This window comes from Bacillus sp. A015 (assembly GCF_053851875.1).
The window spans coordinates 18,991-37,963 of sequence record NZ_JBSPZB010000002.1 but is presented as its reverse complement, the minus strand read 5'-3'; the positions used below and the strand labels follow the sequence as shown (position 1 = coordinate 37,963).

The 18,973-nt window shown below is 41.7% G+C and carries 20 protein-coding genes, 1 other RNA gene and 1 riboswitch; of the genes, 19 read left to right on the top strand and 2 right to left on the bottom strand.

The annotated features are described in order from the left end of the window. The first annotated feature begins 46 nt into the window (after nt 1-46). The 3 genes from ACSLGF_RS01735 (at nt 47) to ACSLGF_RS01725 (ending at nt 1,262) form a co-directional block, all read left to right on the top strand. Nucleotides 47-280 (top strand): DUF5446 family protein, encoded by a 234-nt coding sequence (locus ACSLGF_RS01735; RefSeq protein ID WP_456001886.1) that lies wholly within the window; start codon nt 47-49, stop codon nt 278-280. Between the two features lie 48 nt (nt 281-328). Further along, on the top strand, nt 329-709 hold the full coding sequence (locus ACSLGF_RS01730; RefSeq protein ID WP_456001883.1) for a YppE family protein: 381 nt from the start codon (nt 329-331) through the stop codon (nt 707-709). Nucleotides 710-812: 103 nt separating this feature from the next. Next, entirely contained in the window at nt 813-1,262 is a 450-nt protein-coding gene (locus ACSLGF_RS01725; RefSeq protein ID WP_456001880.1) for a YppG family protein, read from the top strand. Nucleotides 1,263-1,281: 19 nt separating this feature from the next. On the opposite strand, the gene ACSLGF_RS01720 is transcribed toward ACSLGF_RS01725, so the two are convergent. Continuing rightward, nucleotides 1,282-1,701: an Hsp20/alpha crystallin family protein gene (locus ACSLGF_RS01720; protein ID WP_456001877.1), complete on the bottom strand. Its 420-nt coding sequence runs from the start codon at nt 1,699-1,701 to the stop codon at nt 1,282-1,284. Nucleotides 1,702-1,869: 168 nt separating this feature from the next. On the opposite strand from ACSLGF_RS01720, the gene ACSLGF_RS01715 reads away from it, so the two are divergent. Continuing rightward, the gene (locus ACSLGF_RS01715; protein ID WP_456001874.1) at nt 1,870-2,376 is read left to right on the top strand and encodes a PTS sugar transporter subunit IIA; all 507 of its coding nucleotides are present in this window, start codon (nt 1,870-1,872) and stop codon (nt 2,374-2,376) included. Between the two features lie 247 nt (nt 2,377-2,623). Here ACSLGF_RS01715 and ACSLGF_RS01710 read toward each other — a convergent pair whose 3' ends face one another. Then, entirely contained in the window at nt 2,624-3,742 is a 1,119-nt protein-coding gene (locus ACSLGF_RS01710; protein WP_456001871.1) for an NADH-dependent flavin oxidoreductase, read from the bottom strand. Nucleotides 3,743-3,902: 160 nt separating this feature from the next. Here ACSLGF_RS01710 and ACSLGF_RS01705 point away from each other — a divergent pair, with 160 nt between their 5' ends. The 15 genes from ACSLGF_RS01705 (at nt 3,903) to fbpC (ending at nt 18,870) form a co-directional block, all read left to right on the top strand. After that, nucleotides 3,903-6,149: a DEAD/DEAH box helicase gene (locus ACSLGF_RS01705; protein WP_456001868.1), complete on the top strand. Its 2,247-nt coding sequence runs from the start codon at nt 3,903-3,905 to the stop codon at nt 6,147-6,149. A gap of 24 nt (nt 6,150-6,173) precedes the next feature. Then, nucleotides 6,174-7,421 (top strand): ribonuclease H-like domain-containing protein, encoded by a 1,248-nt coding sequence (locus ACSLGF_RS01700; protein WP_456001865.1) that lies wholly within the window; start codon nt 6,174-6,176, stop codon nt 7,419-7,421. Between the two features lie 315 nt (nt 7,422-7,736). Continuing rightward, nucleotides 7,737-7,973, top strand: coding sequence for a spore coat protein CotD (gene cotD / locus ACSLGF_RS01695; RefSeq protein ID WP_008356833.1), 237 nt, complete (start codon nt 7,737-7,739; stop codon nt 7,971-7,973). 49 nt (nt 7,974-8,022) lie between these two features. Beyond that, complete coding sequence (locus ACSLGF_RS01690; RefSeq protein ID WP_456001863.1) at nt 8,023-8,565, top strand: DUF1273 domain-containing protein; 543 nt, start codon at nt 8,023-8,025, stop codon at nt 8,563-8,565. A 75-nt stretch (nt 8,566-8,640) separates the two neighbouring features. Next, nucleotides 8,641-8,946, top strand: coding sequence for a cell division regulator GpsB (gpsB, locus tag ACSLGF_RS01685; RefSeq protein ID WP_012010336.1), 306 nt, complete (start codon nt 8,641-8,643; stop codon nt 8,944-8,946). 60 nt (nt 8,947-9,006) lie between these two features. Beyond that, an RNA gene (gene rnpB, locus ACSLGF_RS01680) (RNase P RNA component class B) lies at nt 9,007-9,390 on the top strand. A 109-nt stretch (nt 9,391-9,499) separates the two neighbouring features. Continuing rightward, the gene (locus tag ACSLGF_RS01675; protein WP_456001861.1) at nt 9,500-10,654 is read left to right on the top strand and encodes a THUMP domain-containing class I SAM-dependent RNA methyltransferase; all 1,155 of its coding nucleotides are present in this window, start codon (nt 9,500-9,502) and stop codon (nt 10,652-10,654) included. Between the two features lie 105 nt (nt 10,655-10,759). Further along, nucleotides 10,760-10,957, top strand: a complete 198-nt coding sequence (locus ACSLGF_RS01670) for a hypothetical protein (protein ID WP_105925561.1) — start codon at nt 10,760-10,762, stop codon at nt 10,955-10,957. A 74-nt stretch (nt 10,958-11,031) separates the two neighbouring features. Next, nucleotides 11,032-12,975 carry an ATP-dependent DNA helicase gene (locus ACSLGF_RS01665; protein WP_456001859.1) on the top strand — a complete coding sequence of 648 codons (1,944 nt, stop codon included), beginning with the start codon at nt 11,032-11,034 and terminating at the stop codon, nt 12,973-12,975. 122 nt (nt 12,976-13,097) lie between these two features. Continuing rightward, nucleotides 13,098-14,603, top strand: coding sequence for a carboxypeptidase M32 (locus tag ACSLGF_RS01660; protein WP_456001857.1), 1,506 nt, complete (start codon nt 13,098-13,100; stop codon nt 14,601-14,603). A 136-nt stretch (nt 14,604-14,739) separates the two neighbouring features. Next, nucleotides 14,740-14,839, top strand: a riboswitch (purine riboswitch). Nucleotides 14,840-14,956: 117 nt separating this feature from the next. Then, complete coding sequence (xpt, locus tag ACSLGF_RS01655) at nt 14,957-15,541, top strand: xanthine phosphoribosyltransferase (protein ID WP_456001855.1); 585 nt, start codon at nt 14,957-14,959, stop codon at nt 15,539-15,541. Further along, nucleotides 15,538-16,857 (top strand): xanthine permease PbuX, encoded by a 1,320-nt coding sequence (gene pbuX, locus ACSLGF_RS01650; protein ID WP_456001852.1) that lies wholly within the window; start codon nt 15,538-15,540, stop codon nt 16,855-16,857. The genes xpt and pbuX overlap by 4 nt, the downstream gene beginning before the upstream one ends. A 234-nt stretch (nt 16,858-17,091) precedes the next feature. Then, complete coding sequence (locus ACSLGF_RS01645) at nt 17,092-18,192, top strand: type III polyketide synthase (RefSeq protein ID WP_456001850.1); 1,101 nt, start codon at nt 17,092-17,094, stop codon at nt 18,190-18,192. After that, a complete protein-coding gene (locus ACSLGF_RS01640; protein ID WP_456001846.1) occupies nt 18,189-18,698 on the top strand; it encodes an isoprenylcysteine carboxyl methyltransferase family protein in 510 nt (169 codons plus the stop codon). The genes ACSLGF_RS01645 and ACSLGF_RS01640 overlap by 4 nt, the downstream gene beginning before the upstream one ends. Nucleotides 18,699-18,762: 64 nt before the next feature. Continuing rightward, entirely contained in the window at nt 18,763-18,870 is a 108-nt protein-coding gene (fbpC, locus tag ACSLGF_RS01635) for a Fur-regulated basic protein FbpC (RefSeq protein ID WP_306172627.1), read from the top strand. The last annotated feature ends 103 nt before the right edge of the window (nt 18,871-18,973 follow it).

The following is an 18,973-nucleotide window of genomic DNA, read 5'->3' as shown; positions in this document are numbered from 1 at the left end:
AAAGAAAAGAGAATGTAACGAGAGACGATAAAGGAGGAATCTGATGATGAGCGAATTTGTATCAAAAGAATCCATTATGCAGTTGTTAGAGGAAATCGAGCGAAAGATTGATGCAGTGGAAGCTGAGCTGTCTCATGCTGTCCAGCAAACAACATATGCAGTCAAAGAGGAGCAAGAACAAATTATTGACCGGCTTGAATCAGAAGTGAAGGATTGTGAATGTAAGATTCATGAAGCAGAGTATAAACTGACGGCAAGACCGGTATATCACGCTGGATAGCTTTCATATTTGAGCAATAAGGAAACGTTTGATAGGATGTTCATAGAGGTGAACACTTTGGATAATCAAACATTACTTGAACATACACAAGAACTGAGAATATGGATCGAAGAAGCATATGAGCAGTACCAAAAGGGAAAGGCTGAAGAGGAATATCCATCATATGACTTTTACAAGGACATTCAGCCGGCCGTTGTCAAATTTGACAAGCAAATGGAAGAGTGGCTCACCGCTGCCATCTCGTTTATTCATCAGGCCAAACCTAGATACTTACATCAAGAACAGCTTGAAGCCGTAAAAGAAAATGGAAAAGAGGTTGTCCTGCAATCTTATTTTGGCAAACAGCACGCACCCCGTGTGAAAAATTTAGTTGAGTCAGTAATTTACACACTGAACCTTTTAATAGAAGAAATCAAAAAGCGCAGCTGAAACATCTGCGTTTTTCTTATGGCTGCTTTAGGCACACCTTCTGTTTTTGATCATACTATATGAGTGACATCAATATGTTTTGAGAGCGAGAGGAGCGAGATATATGTTCCCTTATTCAAACCAGCAGCCATATGAATTCAATCAATTCCAGCAAGGTCCTTTACCGTATTCAGACATGCAGCAGCCTCCGCAGCCTCCAGAATATTTCATGCCTCCATATCAAACTGGAATGAGCCAGGCGTCATCTGCTGCCAATCAACCGCCTTTTGGATACCAAGAGAATTTTCCGCCTTTTCAGCAGCCAGAAGCAATCAATCAGCCGCAGATGCAGCAGTCAGGCATGATGCCCATGCAGCAGCCTGTGAATCCTTATCCTTTGCCAAAACCGCAAAAACAGCAATCATCTCAATTTAAAAGTGTGCTGTCACAGTTCAAAAAGACGAATGGGGAATATGACTTTAACAAATTGTTTGATACAGCTGGGCAAATGATGAGTACGATGAATCAAATGGGGTCATTGGCGAAAGGATTTACAAGCATTTTTAAAGCATAGCAAAACCCAATAGAAGCATCTATTGGGTTGTTTGCTTTGGTGCGGTCACGCGAAGTGATTGATCTTTCCACACACTCTTCATGTTTGTTTCATCTATTTTTGCAGGCATTAAAATGGTTTTGGTAAAGCTAGAAAAGGAGGAAGTCGTGTCCGTTTTGATTTTCTCCTGTACCGATAAGTGTAAATATTGGGCTTTGACTTCTAGCGCAATGTCACCTTCGACAAAATGGTCTGGAAATTGGATCTCAATATACACAAATTGATCATCTTCTGTCACATCTGTAGTAATCGATGCAAGTGAATGGGATGTGGTCATGAGCGCCTCCGCACTATTTAAAATTTCGTGAAACGGGGAGGATGCAAAAAATTGTTCAATTGCTTCATACAGAATATCCTCGTTTGCCAACAATTCATGTTTTTTTTCGTCTTCTTGTTTCATTTAAATCACCTCTCATCTACAGCCTATGCAAAAAGGGCTCAGGCGGTTATCAATTGATGAGAGGAAAAAATTATGATTAAATAGTGTTGAATGAAGCAAGGTGTATGAGCGTAAAGTTTCATACGCTGAATAGATCTAGGAGCAAAGCTTGAAGGGAGCAAATTGACATTGCTGAAAAAATTATTCGGTTTCGGGAAAAACCAAAATGATGTAAAGGAAGAAGTCATTTATTCTCCAGCTGATGGAGAGTTAATGGATATGACTGATGTACCAGATCCCGTCTTTTCTCAAAAGATGATGGGAGACGGCGTAGCAGTCAAACCAAAAAGTGGCACCATTGTGTCACCAGTAGAGGGTGAAATCATTCAGCTCTTCCATACAAAACATGCAATTGGAATTCGAACACTCTCAGGGCTTGAGCTTCTGATTCATATCGGACTTGAAACAGTTGGGTTAAATGGTGAAGGTTTTGAAGCACACATTAAAGAAGGGGATAAAGTGAAGACCGGTGATCCTCTCATTACATGTGATTTAGAACTCATTGAAGAGAAAGCAGCAAGCACAGTGACACCCATTGTGATCATGAATGGTGATCTGATCGAACGACTTGATAAAGAACCAAAGGGATCTGTGGAAAAACAGACCTCTAGGCTCTTTACGGTTAAAGTGAAATAATCATGCAACACAAAAAAACTACCCTCACATGATAGGGTAGTCAGGCTGTCGAGAAAATCTCGACAGTTTTTTTGAAGGTCTAGATACACCGTATATTGAATGTAACGAAAGCGAAAAACACCATATATCGTTTCGTGAACAGTTAAAAAGACAAAAATGAGGGCTTTGTTGACACCTTGTCTTGAAAACCCCCACTTTCTCTTTAATCTGACTACCCTCACATGATAGGGTAGTTTTTTTGATGAAATTAATCCTCCATCGGAACCCAGCCTTGACTCGCTTCCATGACAGACCACAATCCCTCTGGAATCAGGTACTTGTCTTTTTGGCTGCGTTTAATGACGGTTTCAATCTCGCTTTCTCGGCCTTCTTTCATCTTCTTTGCCCAATCAGGATCAACGATTAGCTCTCGTGCGACAGCGATCAGCGGAATCCCTTGATTGTAGGCACTCAATGCATCGTCGGCTGTAATGACGCTGCCAACACCGATTAGTGGAAGGGTATCACCGCAGCGCTCTTTTAATAGCTCCATACGTGTCTTGTTAGAATCTGCGCCTCGTCTTGCTTTAGAGTCAATCTCCATTAAAGAGATATGCAAATAATCGAGTTTTTTTGTTTTGAGAACATCAACTAACGTAAATGTCTCTGTCATTGTTAAACCAGGTGTTTCTGGTTCTTCAGGGGATAGTCGATATCCAAAGATAAATGGTTTTGTCACGTGCTCCTTGATCGCCTCTTTGACTGCATCCACAACGGCGATAGGGAATGCTAGACGTTTTTCTTCACTTCCTCCCCATTGATCTGTACGCTGATTGCTATGCGGGGAGTAGAATTGCTGTAATAAATACCCGTTTGCTCCGTGGATTTCCACGCCGTCGAACCCTGCTTGAATCGCTCGTCTTGTTGCTTCTTTAAATGAGTCGATAATATGAGTCATTTCCTCTTCTTTTAAAGCGCGTGCAATTTGTTTTCCATCTTTGAACACATCACTAGGCGCAACGACGTCACCATTTGGAACTAGATGAGGGAGGGCCTGTGAGCCGCCGTGATGAATTTGAATGATGGCTTTTGTTCCTTTTGCCTGGATCGCAGAAGCTAGTTTTTTCAGACCAGGTATATCTTCATCTCTTGCGATAGAAGGCTGTCCTTCAAAGGCCTTTCCATCTGGAGTAACGTTCGCACATGCTGTGATGACCATGCCCATTTCATTTGATCTAGCTGTAATGAAATCAATTTCTTCCTTTGAGATGGTGCCATCCTCGTGAGAACCGAAGTGTGTCATTGGAGCAACGACCAACCGGCCGTCAATAGAGGCACCTCCTGGGAATGTAAATGGTTCAAATAAAGGCTTAAATTCGTTTTTCAATCTCATCCTCTTCTTCCTTGATAAAATCATTTCACTATAGAAGTGTAATAGATACTGTTACAACACATCAAAATATCTGCTCACGAGCGGTGTATCAAAAAATTGCCGCCTAGTCATGCAAACAAATATTCGGTACACTATGAATGAGAGGTGATGCGATATGAAAAAGAAAACAATGAACGAACTCATAGAAGAATTAAAGAAAGACGAACAGGTAGAACATTGGCATGAAATTGAAGCGAAGCCTGCACAGACCTCTCCGGTTCCTGAAAGAGTGAACGACAGGCTGAAAAAGGCGCTTGAGAAACGAGGCGTGAACGAACTATACATTCATCAAAAGGAAGCCTTTGAACGTGTGATGGACGCGGAGCATGTGGTCACTGTCACACCAACAGCTTCAGGTAAAACGCTTTGCTACAATCTGCCTGTCCTTCAGTCGATCGCAGAAGACCAGACCAATCGCTCTCTTTATTTATTCCCAACAAAAGCGCTCGCGCAGGATCAAAAAAGTGAATTAAACGAAATCATCCACGAGATGGATATTCCGATTCATAGTGAAACATATGACGGGGACACCTCCCCAGCTATTCGCCAGCGCGTCAGGCAGGCAGGACATATTGTCATCACAAATCCGGATATGCTGCATTCAGCCATTTTGCCTCACCATACGAAATGGGTCAGTTTGTTTGAGAATTTGAAGTATATTGTGATTGATGAGCTTCATACATATCGAGGCGTGTTTGGCAGTCATGTCGCCAATGTGATTCGCAGGTTGAAGCGAATTTGTGCATTTTACGGAAGTGATCCGATCTTTATTTGTACATCCGCAACGATTGCGAATCCGAAAGAGCTTGCAGAGCAGCTGACCGGGAGCAAAGTGCACCTCATTGAACAAAACGGAGCGCCTAGCGGTAAAAAGAATTTTGTGTTTTACAACCCGCCAGTCGTCAATAAACCATTAAACATTAGACAAAGTGCGGCCACTGTTGTCAATCAACTGGCTAAAACATTTTTAAAAGAAAAAATCCAAACGATCGTCTTTGCTAGAAGCAGAGTGAGAGTGGAAGTGATTTTAAGTCATATTCAAGAGCTAGTGAAAAAAGAGATTGGTCCGAAATCAATTCGTGGTTATCGCGGGGGCTATTTGCCAAAAGAGCGGCGTGTGATTGAAAAGGGGTTAAGAGATGGAGATATACTAGGCGTCGTCAGCACGAACGCACTAGAATTAGGGGTTGATATTGGCCAGTTAAAGGTATGTATCATGACGGGGTATCCTGGTAGTGTAGCAAGTACGTGGCAGCAGGCAGGCCGTGCTGGAAGGCGTCACGAGGAAGCACTCATTATCATGGTGGCTAGCTCATCACCCCTTGACCAATATATCGTCAGACACCCTGAATATTTCTTTAACAGACCGCCTGAAGCAGCCAGAATTAATCCTGAAAACCTCATTATTTTAGTCGACCATCTCAAATGTGCTTCCTACGAGCTCCCGTTTCGAGAGGATGAACAGTTTGGCGACATGGATGTAGAAGAAATCTTGCAATACTTACATGAGGAAGGGGTTCTTCATTTTAGCGGGAACCGGTATTATTGGTCAGATCAATCGTTCCCAGCGCATGGCATCAGCCTGCGGTCTGCAAGCCAGGAAAATGTGGTCATTGTGGATCAATCAGATGTAGCGAATGTTCGGATTATTGGTGAGATGGATCGATTCAGTGCGATGACGTTACTTCATGATGAAGCGATTTATTTACATGAAGGCGTTCAGTATCAAGTGGAAAAGCTAGATTACGAGCATCTGAAGGCTTATGTGAAACAGGTAGATACAGAATACTATACAGATGCGAATTTAGCTGTTCAATTGAAGGTGCTTGAAATCGATCAGACGACTGAGAAGGAAGCCGTATCTGTTCACTACGGTGATGTGACCGTAAACGCAATGCCGACGATTTTCAAAAAAATCCGGTTATCGACTGGTGAAAATATCGGCTCCGGCCCGATTCACTTGCCGGAAGAAGAAATTCATACGAGTGCCGCTTGGTTTGAATTACATGAAGCAGAACGTCGATTTGAAGAGAAAACACTTGAGCAGCTGCTGCTTGGCATCGCAAATGTTCTTCAGCATATTGTACCCGCTTTTGTGATGTGTGACCGCTCAGATATTCATGTCGTTTCTCAAATTAAAGCAGCTCATACCGGAAAGCCGACTGTCTTTTTATATGACCATTATCCTGGCGGAATCGGCTTAAGCAAGGAAGTTCAAGCTCGTTTCGATGAAATTGCCCGTGCGGCCATTCAGCTGATTGAGCGCTGCCGCTGTGAGAATGGCTGTCCATCCTGTATTGGCATGGAAATGAAAGAGATCAATGGAAAAAGCAGCATCGTTGAATTGATGTCGGTATTTTAAGGAAAAGGAGGGAGACACCTTCTCATGTCTTTAAAAGGGAAATTAAACAGAATGAAAAAGCACCTTTCGCACAATCAGACAGATGAAAAGCGGCAGGAAACAAAAGAAGAACAAACTCAACCTGTGACAGCAGAAAATATCCCATTTTTAAAAGAGTGGGAGCAATTGGGTGCAGCTCCTTACTACTTTGAGGACTCTTTCTGTCTGATTCGAGAAGTCACCTATCAATTAGGTGATCAGCATGGACTGTATTCGTTTGCAGAACTGCCGAAGATCGTCGATGCTTGGAACGAAAGTGAGATCCAGCATTCTCTTTCTGCAAAAGGGTACAAGCCGCACGAGCTGTTTTTCTTTGATACAGAAACAACAGGATTATCTGGCGGGACGGGAAATATGATCTTTTTGCTAGGACATGCGCGGGTTTTTACAGACAAAGTGGTGGTGAAACAGCATCTGCTCACCAATCCAGGAAATGAAGCAGCGCTGTACAAAAGCTTTCTTAATGAAGTGGACGTAGAATCCCTTGTTACATATAATGGAAAATCATTCGATTGGCCGCAAGTGAAAACGAGACATACGTTATTACGCGATCAAATACCTGCACTTCCGGAATTTGGCCATTTTGATCTTCTGCACGGATCTAGACGATTGTGGAAGCACAAATATGAACGGATGGCTCTTTCTGTTGTAGAAAAGGAAGAACTGCACGTCCACCGAGAGGGTGACACGCCAGGGTTCTTGGCACCGATGATCTATTTTCATTTTCTAAAGGAACAAAACCCGAAGCTGATTGAAGGGATCTTGACTCATAATGAACTAGACGTCTTATCGTTAATCAGCCTATACATTCATCTATCCAAAAAAATATTATCTGTGGATGCGGTGAAGGAAAACGATGAGAAATACGCACTTGCTAAATGGCATCTTGCTCATCGTGATGTACAGGAAGCAACGAAGCATTTGCGAGAATTAACGGATGCTGAGTTTGAGCATGCGAATCAAGCGGCTTATGATCTCTCCTTACAATACAAACGATTAAACCAGTGGGATGAAGCTATCCGTATATGGAAAGATCTATTTGAATCAAACGATGTCCATTTAGCATTAAAAGCGGGCATAGAGCTTGCGAAGTATGAAGAGCATCGTCAAAAAAATGCGACGTCAGCTCTTTCGATCACTCAATCATTATTATCTCTCCCGTCTTTAAGTGAACGCGACATGGAAGCACTTGAAAAGCGCAAAAAGCGGCTCTTAAGGAAAGCTGGGCAATGAAAATTATTGCCTGGGAAAGCGCAAGAAATGACAACGTTCGGCTCTCGGTCGAAAATAAAAATTGTTTAGCACTTTTATTGTAGTAAAGTCACGAATCCTGTAAAATAACGTTAGATATTGAATGAGGAGCGTAGAGCATGTATAAGGGTCTTTTTTACTTGTTTTTTCTTGTTGTCATTTTGGTCGCTTTTGTGTTTTCGAATTATAAAGATGTTTTTCTTGCAAACTTTTAAAATAGGTTAATGCATTAGTACATGTACACCTCTTCATTCATACATTGTTAATGTAAGAAATCCAAGGAGAGGGGAATGCTACATGTACCATCATCATCATTGCAAGCCGAATGTTACACAGCCAATTGTTCATCCGACGAATCATTGCTGTACACACAGCGAGTCAACAACAATTGTCCCGCACATCCATCCGCAGCATGTGACGAATGTTCACCATCAAAACTTCCAACATGTTCACTACTTCCCGCATACGTTTTCTCAGGTGGACCCGGCAACACATCAACACTTTAACTGCGGTGGACCTTGCTGTAACAGATAACGTGAAATGGGACTTTTATAAGTCCCTTTTTTTAAAAGCAGGTGAAAAAATGAAAATTATTGCTGTCACAGGGTACAAGCCATTCGAACTTGGGATATTCAAACAAGACGAGCCTGCACTTCAATACATAAAAGCGGAGCTTCAAAAAAGGCTGACAGCCCTTATCGAAGAGGGGCTGGAATGGGTTCTCATATCGGGTCAGCTAGGTGCTGAAATCTGGACAGCCGAAGTGGTGTTAGAGCTTCAAGAGGAGTATCCAGCTTTAAAACTTGCTGTCATTACGCCATTTTATGAACAAGAAGAGCGCTGGAATGAACAAAATAAAGAGTTGTATGAAGGGATTCTAGCACAAGCAGATTTTGTAGAAAGTGTCACGCATAGACCGTATGAAAGTCCGGCACAATTTAAACAAAAGAACCGCTTTTTTATTGAAAAAACAGATGGTCTTCTCGTCCTATATGATCCCGAGCATGAGGGCTCTCCAAAGTATATGATCAGAGAAGCTGAAACCTATACCGATTACCCAATTATGTATATCACAATGGATGATCTAAGAGCACAGGTTGAGGCGGAAGATCCGTTTTTTGACTAAAAGCAAGAGAAAATTTGACAACGTCACGTATTTCTGAAAAAATATACTATGAATTCACGATATGAGGTGAAAAAGATGCTTGCTGATAAAGTAAAGCTTTCTGCGAAAGAAATTTTAGAAAAAGAATTTAAAACAGGTGTCAGAGGGTATAAACAAGAAGAAGTCGATAAATTTTTAGATATGGTCATTAAAGACTATGAGACATTCAACCAAGAAATCGAAAAGCTTCAACAAGAAAACCTCCACTTGTCAAAACAGCTTGAAGAAGCAGTTGAACAAGGAAAAAGACAGCCTGCACAGTCCAATACAACGAACTTTGATATTTTAAAAAGACTATCTAATCTTGAGAAACACGTTTTTGGCAGTAAACTTTATGATTGAGTCATGCCGAAAAAGCTTGTGTCAGATGACATTGTCGTTTATAATAACACTTATTGATTAACGTTCGGGTAATCGCTGTAATGCTTTTAGGCATTGCAGAGGAAAGTCCATGCTCGCACGGTGCTGAGATGCCCGTAGTGTTCGTGCCTGGCGAAAAAATAAGCCAGGGCAGCCTGGGAAAGGCTGACGGCAGGAAAAATGCCTACGTCCTTTTAGGATATGGCAAAGTATCCTTGAAAGTGCCACAGTGACGAAGTCTCACTAGAAATGGTGAGAGTGGAACGCGGTAAACCCCTCGAGCGAGAAACCCAAACTTGGTAGGGGAACTTTCTCAAAGGAACCAAACGGAGAGAAGGACAGAGAATTCTGTAGATAGATGATTACCACCTGAGTACGAGGCATTTGCCGTTTGCAGTACGATGGAACAAAACATGGCTTACAGAACGTTATATCCGTTATTTTAAACATGATGAAAACAAAGCTCTCCTATTTCTACATATGGAGAGCTTTTATCTTGAATAAATAAAAGGACGAGAAAACAGGTGATACACAAATGAAAACTTATACACTCATCGCGACAGCTCCAATGGGGATTGAAGCGGTTGTTGCAAAAGAAGTAAGAGACCTTGGCTATGAGTGCACTGTAGATAACGGGAAAGTCATTTTCCAAGGGGATGCCCTTGCGATTTGCCGTGCAAACCTTTGGCTGCGTACAGCAGACCGGATAAAGGTACAAGTTGCTGAATTTTCAGCAAAAACATTTGATGAGCTTTTTGAACAGACAAAAGCGATTGACTGGGCCGCTTTTTTGCCGAAAAATAGTACGTTCCCTGTCATCGGTAAATCAGTCAAATCACAGCTTGCAAGTGTGCCCGATTGTCAGCGCATCGTCAAAAAGGCCATCGCGCAAAAGCTTAGATCATCTTACAACATTCAGTCTGAATGGCTTGAAGAGACGGGTCCTGAATATAAAATCGAGATTGCGCTTTTAAAAGATAAAGCAGTGCTGACCCTTGATACATCTGGTGTCGGCCTTCATAAACGGGGGTACCGTGTGGATCAAGGCGGGGCACCTATTAAAGAAACTCTTGCTGCCGCGCTCGTGTTATTAACGAACTGGACACCTGACCGCCCGTTTGCTGATCCTTTTTGCGGATCAGGCACAATTGCTATTGAAGCAGCTATGATAGGACAAAACATCGCCCCAGGATTTAACCGGGAATTTGCATCTGAATCATGGGAATGGATCGGTGAGGACGTATGGAACAAAGCGCGCCTAGAAGTGGAAGAAAAAGCGAACTATGATCAGCCGCTTCACATTATTGCGAGCGATATCGATCATCGCATGGTAGACATTGCAAAAATGAATGCAGAAGAAGCTGGACTAAGTGAACTGATTCAATTTAAGCAAATGCAGGTAAAAGACTTCCAAACAAAAGAAGAGTATGGTGTGATTGTCGGAAATCCGCCCTACGGAGAACGACTCAGTGATAAACCAGCTGTTGAAAAAATGTATCAAGGGATGGGTGAAGCATTCAAGAACCTAGACACTTGGTCCATTTACATCTTAACGTCACATGAAAAGTTCGAAGAGTGCTTCGGAAGAAAAGCAACGAAAAAGAGAAAGCTGTTTAATGGATTTATTAAAACAGACTATTATCAATATTGGGGGAAACGCCCTCCTAGAAAGCAGACAACTGAATCATAAAAAATGGTCACGCCTAAAGAAGGTGTGACTTTTTTATTGCGGAAAGGTATAAAGCTTCACGAGACGGAATAAACTGAACTTGATTTTAAAAAAAGAGGTGTCTCCATGATTCATTATGATCAATTTCAGTTAATCCAAAAAGCACTCGCTTCGACTGCTCAAGAAATAGAAGGGCATGAAACTGGACAATCTGCTCAGCTTGCGGCAGCCATCCAAGATTTAGCGCTTGCTCAGGCCTACATAGAACGTTCAGAGCATGCATTTTTAATGAAGGAAAGCTATCAACATCGCTTGCGTTCATAAAAAAGATTGTCATTCCCCAGCATAAATGTTACTATTGAATGTCTGAATGATTCAAAAGTTGGGGGTTGAAGCAGGTGACAGCATCTCGTTTGCCTTTTTCATTATCAAAAGAACACAATTTTTACGAAGAACTGGGCAACTGGATTGGTGATGTGTTTTATGACATTTTGCCAGAAAAGGGCTTTGATCTTCGAGATGAACAAATATTTATGGCTTTTCAGTTAGAAAGAGCTTTTAAAGAAAAAAGTGTGATGTTTGCCGAAGCTGGGGTAGGCACAGGCAAAACAATCGTCTATCTATTATTTGCCGTCACATATGCAAGATATACAGGGAAACCTGCGATTATTGCATGTGCAGACGAAACGTTAATTGAACAGCTGATCAAACAAGAAGGTGATATCTATAAAATTGCCAATCACCTTGATATACAAATAGATGCGAGATTAAGTAAATCGCATGATCAATATTTATGCTTGAAAAAACTAGAGAAAACCATGCAGCGTGAAGATGATGAGAAGTGGCTCGATATTTATGAATCGCTTCCTTCATTTGTTCATGAATCACATGGCATGCAGACCTTTTATCCGTACGGCGATCGTAAAGAGTATCCAGAACTTTCAAATGATGAATGGTCACGCATTGGCTATGACTCTTTTCAGGACTGCTTGACGTGCGACATGCGTCATCGCTGCGGCTTGAATTTATCAAGAGATCATTACCGGAAAGCGGCAGACCTGATCATCTGCTCACACGACTTTTACATGGAGCATGTGTGGACAAAGGAATCTCGCAAACGTGAGGGCCAGCTTCCGCTGCTTCCTGAACATAGCTCCGTTGTATTTGATGAAGGTCATCTTCTTGAGTTTGCCGCACAAAAAGCTTTGACGTACCGAGTGAAGCAATCAACACTTGAGACATTTTTGGAGCGTCTTTTGCAAAACGACATTCGTGAAGAATTTGCAGAACTTGTTGAAGATGCATTAGCAACAAACGATGAGTTCTTCTATCTTTTAAAAACAAATGCCAAAGAAGTCAAAGGCTCGCATCGACTTGAATTTGGGCGCGTGGATGAGGTGAAGCGTTCAGCAAGTGAATTGTGTGATTTACTTGAAAAAATCGGAGAAGCGCTCGTGTTTGAATCCGAGATGTATACAATTGATCAATACGAATTGTCTGTTGTGGAAGAGTACATTGAACAAATGGCGTATTCTCTGTCACTTTATCAAAAAAATGCCATTAGCTGGCTTGAAAAACAGGAATTAGATACGACATTTGTCGTGATGCCAAAGACGGTCGCAGAGGTGCTTGGCGAAAAAGTATTCTCGCAAAAAAGACCATATATTTTCTCTTCAGCGACATTGTCTGAAAACCAATCATTTGATTATTTAGCTGAGAGTCTTGGGATAAAAGACTACTTATCAATGAGTGTGGCTTCTCCGTATGATTACGATGAGCAAATGCAGATTTATTTCCACGGGATTCAGCAGCCGGTCCTAGAGCCAGAGGCAAAAGGACAGCAAGTGATCACTCACCTGAAAGAAAATGGAGGCCGATCTCTGATTCTATTCCCTTCATTTGATGAACTCCATGTATTTAGAAAGTACCTTGAGGCATCAAATGAATCACTGCCTTTCCAAGTGTATTTTGAGGGAGACGAGGAAATCAGCACCATCGTTCAAAAGTTCCAAGCAGATGAGACATCAGTGTTATGCTCCGTTCATCTGTGGGAAGGGCTGGATATTCCAGGTCAATCCCTAACGAATGTGGTCATTTGGGGACTCCCTTATCCGCCGCATGATCCAGTATTTGAGGCAAAACGGAATGAAGCAAAGGATGCATATGCTGAAGTGGACCTTCCATATATGCTGCTTCGCTTACGACAAGGCATTGGGAGACTGATTCGGACAAGCCAAGATGCAGGAAGCATTCATATATACTTTGATCGCAAGGAAGATAAAGAGCTTCAAAGTAAAATTGAATCCGTCCTGCCAGTGAAGCCAGTCATCACTTCATCATAGGGACGAACGACGAAAAGAGGAGGATACCAATTGTGTATCCTCCTTTTTCATTGACAAACGAACATTCATTGAAGTAGCCTTGAAACGTACATACATATTTTATTGATTGGGGGAACGAACGCATGAATCTTGAATCAAAAGAGAAAGCGTTTTATCAATTATTAGGAAAAATCGCCCATTATACAGAGGCGCTCCATTTACTTTATTGGGACTCTAGAACACAGGCGCCTAAAAAAAGCGCTGATTTTAGAGCTGAAACCATCGGTCAATTATCAAGTGATATTTTTAATATGAAAACTTCTGATGAAATGAGAGATCTTCTTGACGCATTAAATAAAAATCGAGAGGAGCTGTCAATAGATACACAGAAGGCGCTCGAATTATCGCAAAAAGAGTATGATGAAAACAGCAAAATTCCAAAAGAAGAATTTAAAGAATATTCCATTTTACAATCCAAAGCAGAGCATGTCTGGGTAGAGGCAAGGGAGAAATCAGATTTTTCACTCTTTGCACCTTACTTAAAACAGCTCATTGACTTTAACAAGCGTTTTATTCAGTATTGGGGCGTGAAAAAAACGCCATATGATGTGCTGCTCAATAACTATGAACCAGATATGACCGTTGAACAGCTCGATCAAAAATTTGGCGCACTTCGTGACGCCATCGTTCCTCTCGTGAAAAAAATTGAAGCCTCTCCAAATAAACCGGATACTTCATTTTTATCGAAAAGCTTCCCGATCGACAAGCAAAAAGAGCTAAGCCTCTTTTTCTTAAAAGAGTTAGGGTATGACTTTGATGCAGGGCGTCTTGATACAACGGTTCATCCGTTTGCTGTGACATTAAGCAGAGGGGATGTTCGTGTGACGACCCGCTATGATGAGCATGATTTTCGGATGGCGATCTTTGGCACCATTCATGAGTGTGGTCATGCCATCTACGAGCAAAACATTGATGAAGCGCTGAGCGGAACGCTATTATGTGATGGCACGTCAATGGGTATCCATGAATCACAATCACTGTTCTTTGAGAATTTTATCGGCAGACATGAAGATTTCTGGAAAACATATTATCAAAAGCTGCAAGAAGCTTCTCCTGAACAATTTAAAAATGTATCTTTAGAAGACTTTGTGCATGCAGTGAATGAGTCTAAGCCGACTTACATTCGAATTGAAGCAGATGAACTCACGTATCCGCTTCACATTATTATCCGGTATGAAATTGAGAAAGCTATTTTCAATGAAGAAGTCGCCGTTGAAGACCTGCCTGCGCTTTGGAATGAAAAATATAAAGCGTATCTTGGCATAACACCGCCTAATGATGCACTCGGCATCTTGCAGGATGTTCACTGGTCAGATGGAAGCTTTGGTTATTTCCCTTCATATGCCCTTGGTTATATGTATGCAGCGCAATTAAAGCATCAAATGATCAAAGATTTACCAAATTTTGATAAACTGATTCAAAATGGGTCATTTGCACCGATAAAAGAATGGCTAACTGAACATGTCCACAAGCATGGAAAAAGGAAAAAGCCATCTGAAATCATTCAAGATGCGACTGGAGAAGAATTAAATGTTCAATATTTAATCGACTACTTAACGGATAAGTATACGAAATTGTATTTATCATAAATGAAAGGCACCCTTTCGTCAGAAGGGTGTTTTTTTGCTGCGAGAATATTCTAAAAACGAACGTTTTGATCTGATCTATTATTTAAGTTCGGTATTTTTCTAGAAAAGTGCTTTCCAAGCGTCTGAAATCTTGTTATAATTTGAACACGATAACACTCATATAATCGCGTGATGATGGCACGCAAGTTTCTACCGGACACCGATACCGTCCGACTATGAGTGAGCAAAATGAAACAGCTCTTGTTTGAGCTGAAGATCCGTGGATCGTTTTCGCATTGCTTGCTCCTAATGGACAGCAATGCTTTTTTTATGCAAAAAATAGGATGTTTGCCAATATGCTGGGGGGAAGAATGATGGAATTGTTACGTCAAAAAATTGAGAACGAAGGAATCGTTCTGTCGAATCAAGTGTTAAAGGTAGATGCCTTTTTAAATCATCAAATTGATCCTGTGTTCATGCATGAGATCGGTCAAGAGTTTGCTAAATTATTTAAGCATGATGGCATTACAAAAATCATCACGATCGAATCTTCTGGCATCGCGCCTGCTGTGATGGCTGGACTTGCCCTTCATGTGCCCGTCGTCTTTGCTCGTAAACGACAATCACTCACATTAACGGATAACCTCTTAACAGCAAGTGTGTACTCTTTTACGAAAAATGTAGAAAGTACCATCGCTGTCTCGAACACGCACCTTAGTGAAAATGATTGTGTGTTAATCATCGATGACTTTTTAGCGAACGGTGAAGCCGCTAAAGGACTAGCCGCTATTGCAAAGCAGGCGAAGGCAGCAGTAGCAGGATTTGGAATTGTCATTGAGAAGTCATTCCAGCCTGGAAGAAAAGAGCTTGTGCAAATGGGCTACCGAGTCGAGTCACTCGCACGTATTGCATCACTCGAGGAAGGAAAAGTCACGTTTGTACGCGAGGTACAATCATGAGTGCCGCTAAAAAAGCCAAAACGCTCTCTCTAGGAATTCAGCATGTGCTGGCGATGTATGCAGGTGCGGTTCTTGTACCCCTCATTGTTGGAGATGCGCTTGGGCTCTCGCCTGCACAGCTCACTTACTTAATCTCTGCGGATATTTTCATGTGTGGTGCTGCCACACTGCTGCAAGTATGGAAAAACCGCTTCTTTGGCATCGGCTTGCCTGTTGTACTAGGCTGTACATTTACTGCAGTTTCTCCCATGATTGCCATTGGCTCTAAATATGGGATTTCGTCTATATATGGAAGTATTATCGCCTCAGGTTGTATTGTCATTGCCCTTTCCTTTTTCTTTGGGAAGCTTGTGAAATTTTTTCCGCCTGTTGTAACAGGTTCCGTCGTCACCATTATTGGAATTACCCTCATTCCGGTAGCGATGAACAATATGGCAGGCGGAGAAGGAAGTGCAGATTATGGTTCTTTTGAAAATCTAGGGCTCGCTTTCCTTGTGCTGTTTATCATTGTTTTGCTCTATCGATTCACGAAGGGATTTATGAAAGCTACCGCTATTTTAATCGGCATTCTGCTAGGGACAGCAGTCGCAGCCCTGCTAGGAAAAGTAGAAACGGCCGAAGTAGCGAATGCACAAGTTTTCCGCATGATTGAACCTTTTTATTTTGGCATGCCTACCTTCGAATTTGCGCCAATCATGACCATGACTTTAGTTGCCGTCGTGTCTTTAGTTGAATCAACAGGTGTTTATTTTGCGCTAGGAGATTTAACGAATCGCTCATTAAAGGAGAAGGATTTAGCAAAGGGCTACCGTGCAGAAGGGATTGCTGTGTTATTAGGCGGTATCTTCAATGCCTTTCCGTACACAGCCTACTCGCAAAACGTTGGGTTGATTCAGTTAACAGGTGTCAAGAAAAACCAGGTCATTGTTGTGACAGGGGCATTGCTGATGATATTTGGTCTTTTTCCTAAAATCGCTGCATTTACAACGATTATCCCAAAATCGGTTCTTGGCGGCGCAATGGTCGCGATGTTTGGCATGGTCATTGCGTACGGTATTAAAATGCTCACGCGTGTTGATTTTGAAAAACAGGAAAACTTGCTCATCGTCGCTTGCTCAGTTGGAATCGGTTTAGGTGTAACCGTCGTACCGCAAATGTTTGAGCATCTGCCAGAATCCATCAAATTATTAACAAGTAACGGAATAGTGGCTGGGAGCTTTACCGCTATTTTACTTCATATCATTTATCACATGATTCCATTTAAAAAAGAAGCAGAGCACGATCATGTGGAAGAACCTAAACAATCTGTTATGTAAACACCTCTCATTTAGAGGTGTTTTTTGCATAAAAAAAGCAGGTTCGTTTGGCTTTGAACGAACCTGTGAAGGAGGAAAACTACATCATGTTTCCACCTATATTATCCAATATTTATCAATTGTCGTCAAGACAAAAAGTTAGACGAAGGAAAATATTTTGACTGAATTGTGACGCTTTGGCATGTATATCCTATTTTTGATAGGGGATATTAACCGAAAAAAGAGGTGAAGCAGGTGGCTTACATTCTTTCAGTTGGAACGAGTCTGCCAAAGAATCATGTGAATCAGCAAACAGCTGCTGAATTTGCAAGATCTCAATTTAAACGATCGTTTAAAGATATTGACCGGCTGCTGAGAGCTTTTAATAATGGAGAAATTCAGAGCAGACAGTTTGTGCAGCCTATTGAATGGTATCAGAAGTACCACTCTTTTGAAGAGAAAAATAATATCTATTTGGAAAAGGCACTGGCTCATGCGAAAGAAGCAATCATTCACTGTCTTCATGAGACGACGTTCCTTAAAAAGCCTATTCCGTTTGAAGAGATCGATGCTTTGTTTTTCATCTCAAGCACCGGATTGTCGACACCAAGTCTTGATGCAAAGCTGATGAACGTTCTCCCTTTTTCGCCTTATACGAAACGAGTGCCGATTTGGGGGCTAGGGTGCGGGGGCGGAGCGGCAGGATTGTCTCGAGCTTATGAATATATAAGGGCATACCCAGAAGCGAAGGTTCTAGTTGTCGCATGTGAGCTTTGCAGTCTAACCTTTCAGCCGCAAGATCAATCAAAAAGCAATTTAATCGGCACCTCATTGTTCGGGGACGGGACTGCGGCAGTGCTGTTAACTGGAGAAAAAGGTGCATCTGACTATACGCAGTTAAAAACAGTGCCTAAAGTGATGGGTACACAGTCAGTAACGATGAAAGATTCTGAGGATGTGATGGGCTGGGAATTTACAAGTGACGGCTTTCAGGTCATTTTCTCACGTGACATTCCGTCCATTATTTCAGGCTGGTTAAAAGAGCAGGTGGATCAATTTCTACATCAGCTCGGGTTTTCAACAGATGACCTAACTGTTTTTCTTGCCCACCCTGGAGGTAAAAAAGTAATTGATGCCTATCTTGAAAGTCTATCTTTACAAGAGGATCAGCTTTTTTCTTCAAAAGAAGTACTCAAACACCACGGGAATATGTCCTCTGCTACAGTTATGTATGTCATGAAGCATTTTCTTGAACATCAATCAGCTGATCCGGGCGATGTGGGGCTTTGCGGGGCGCTTGGTCCGGGCTTTTCCTCTGAATTATTATTCATGAAATGGGAGGAGATCTCGTCATGATCTTTTGGCTGGTCATTGGTTTCTTCATTTGTCAGCGCCTGCTTGAAATGCTTGTTGCCAAAAGAAATGAGAAGAAAGTGAAAGCGATAGGCGCCATCGAATTCGGCGCTAACCATTATCCTTATATGGTCGGAATGCATGCTGCTTTTTTCTTCTCACTCATTGGAGAGACATGGCTGTTAAACCGGGAACCGTCCCGTTTTTTTCTTTTGCTGCTCGTTTTTCTGCTGGCTACACAGGTGGTTCGATACTGGGCATTATGTTCCCTTGGGACGTACTGGAATACAAAGATTTTAGTGGTGCCAAATGCGGTGATTGTAAAAAAGGGACCGTATCGCTGGTTAAAGCATCCTAACTATGTGGTGGTGGCGATTGAGCTTATCTTGATCCCGCTATTGTTTGAAGCGTACATTACCGCCATTTTGTTTACGTGTTTAAATGCATGGATGATGATGGTGAGAATTCAAACAGAAGAGAAAGCACTAATTCAGTATTTACTAAATTAATATTGAAAATCATTATCAATTGTGATACACTTTCATTAATGATAAGCATTCTCAATCACGAAGGATGGACGGTGATCACATGACAATGATTTTCTTACTCGGTACGGTCTGTGTATACAGCCTATTAATTGGCTTCGTATTAAAAGGTGTTTCAAAAAAATCTGCTTCCTGATCGCAGTCAATTACGACTGATCGGGCAGTAGATTTTTTTTATTTCCTCAGATCGGAAGAAAAATCTCTTTATTTTGTGTAAAATGGTATCACATACATAACTG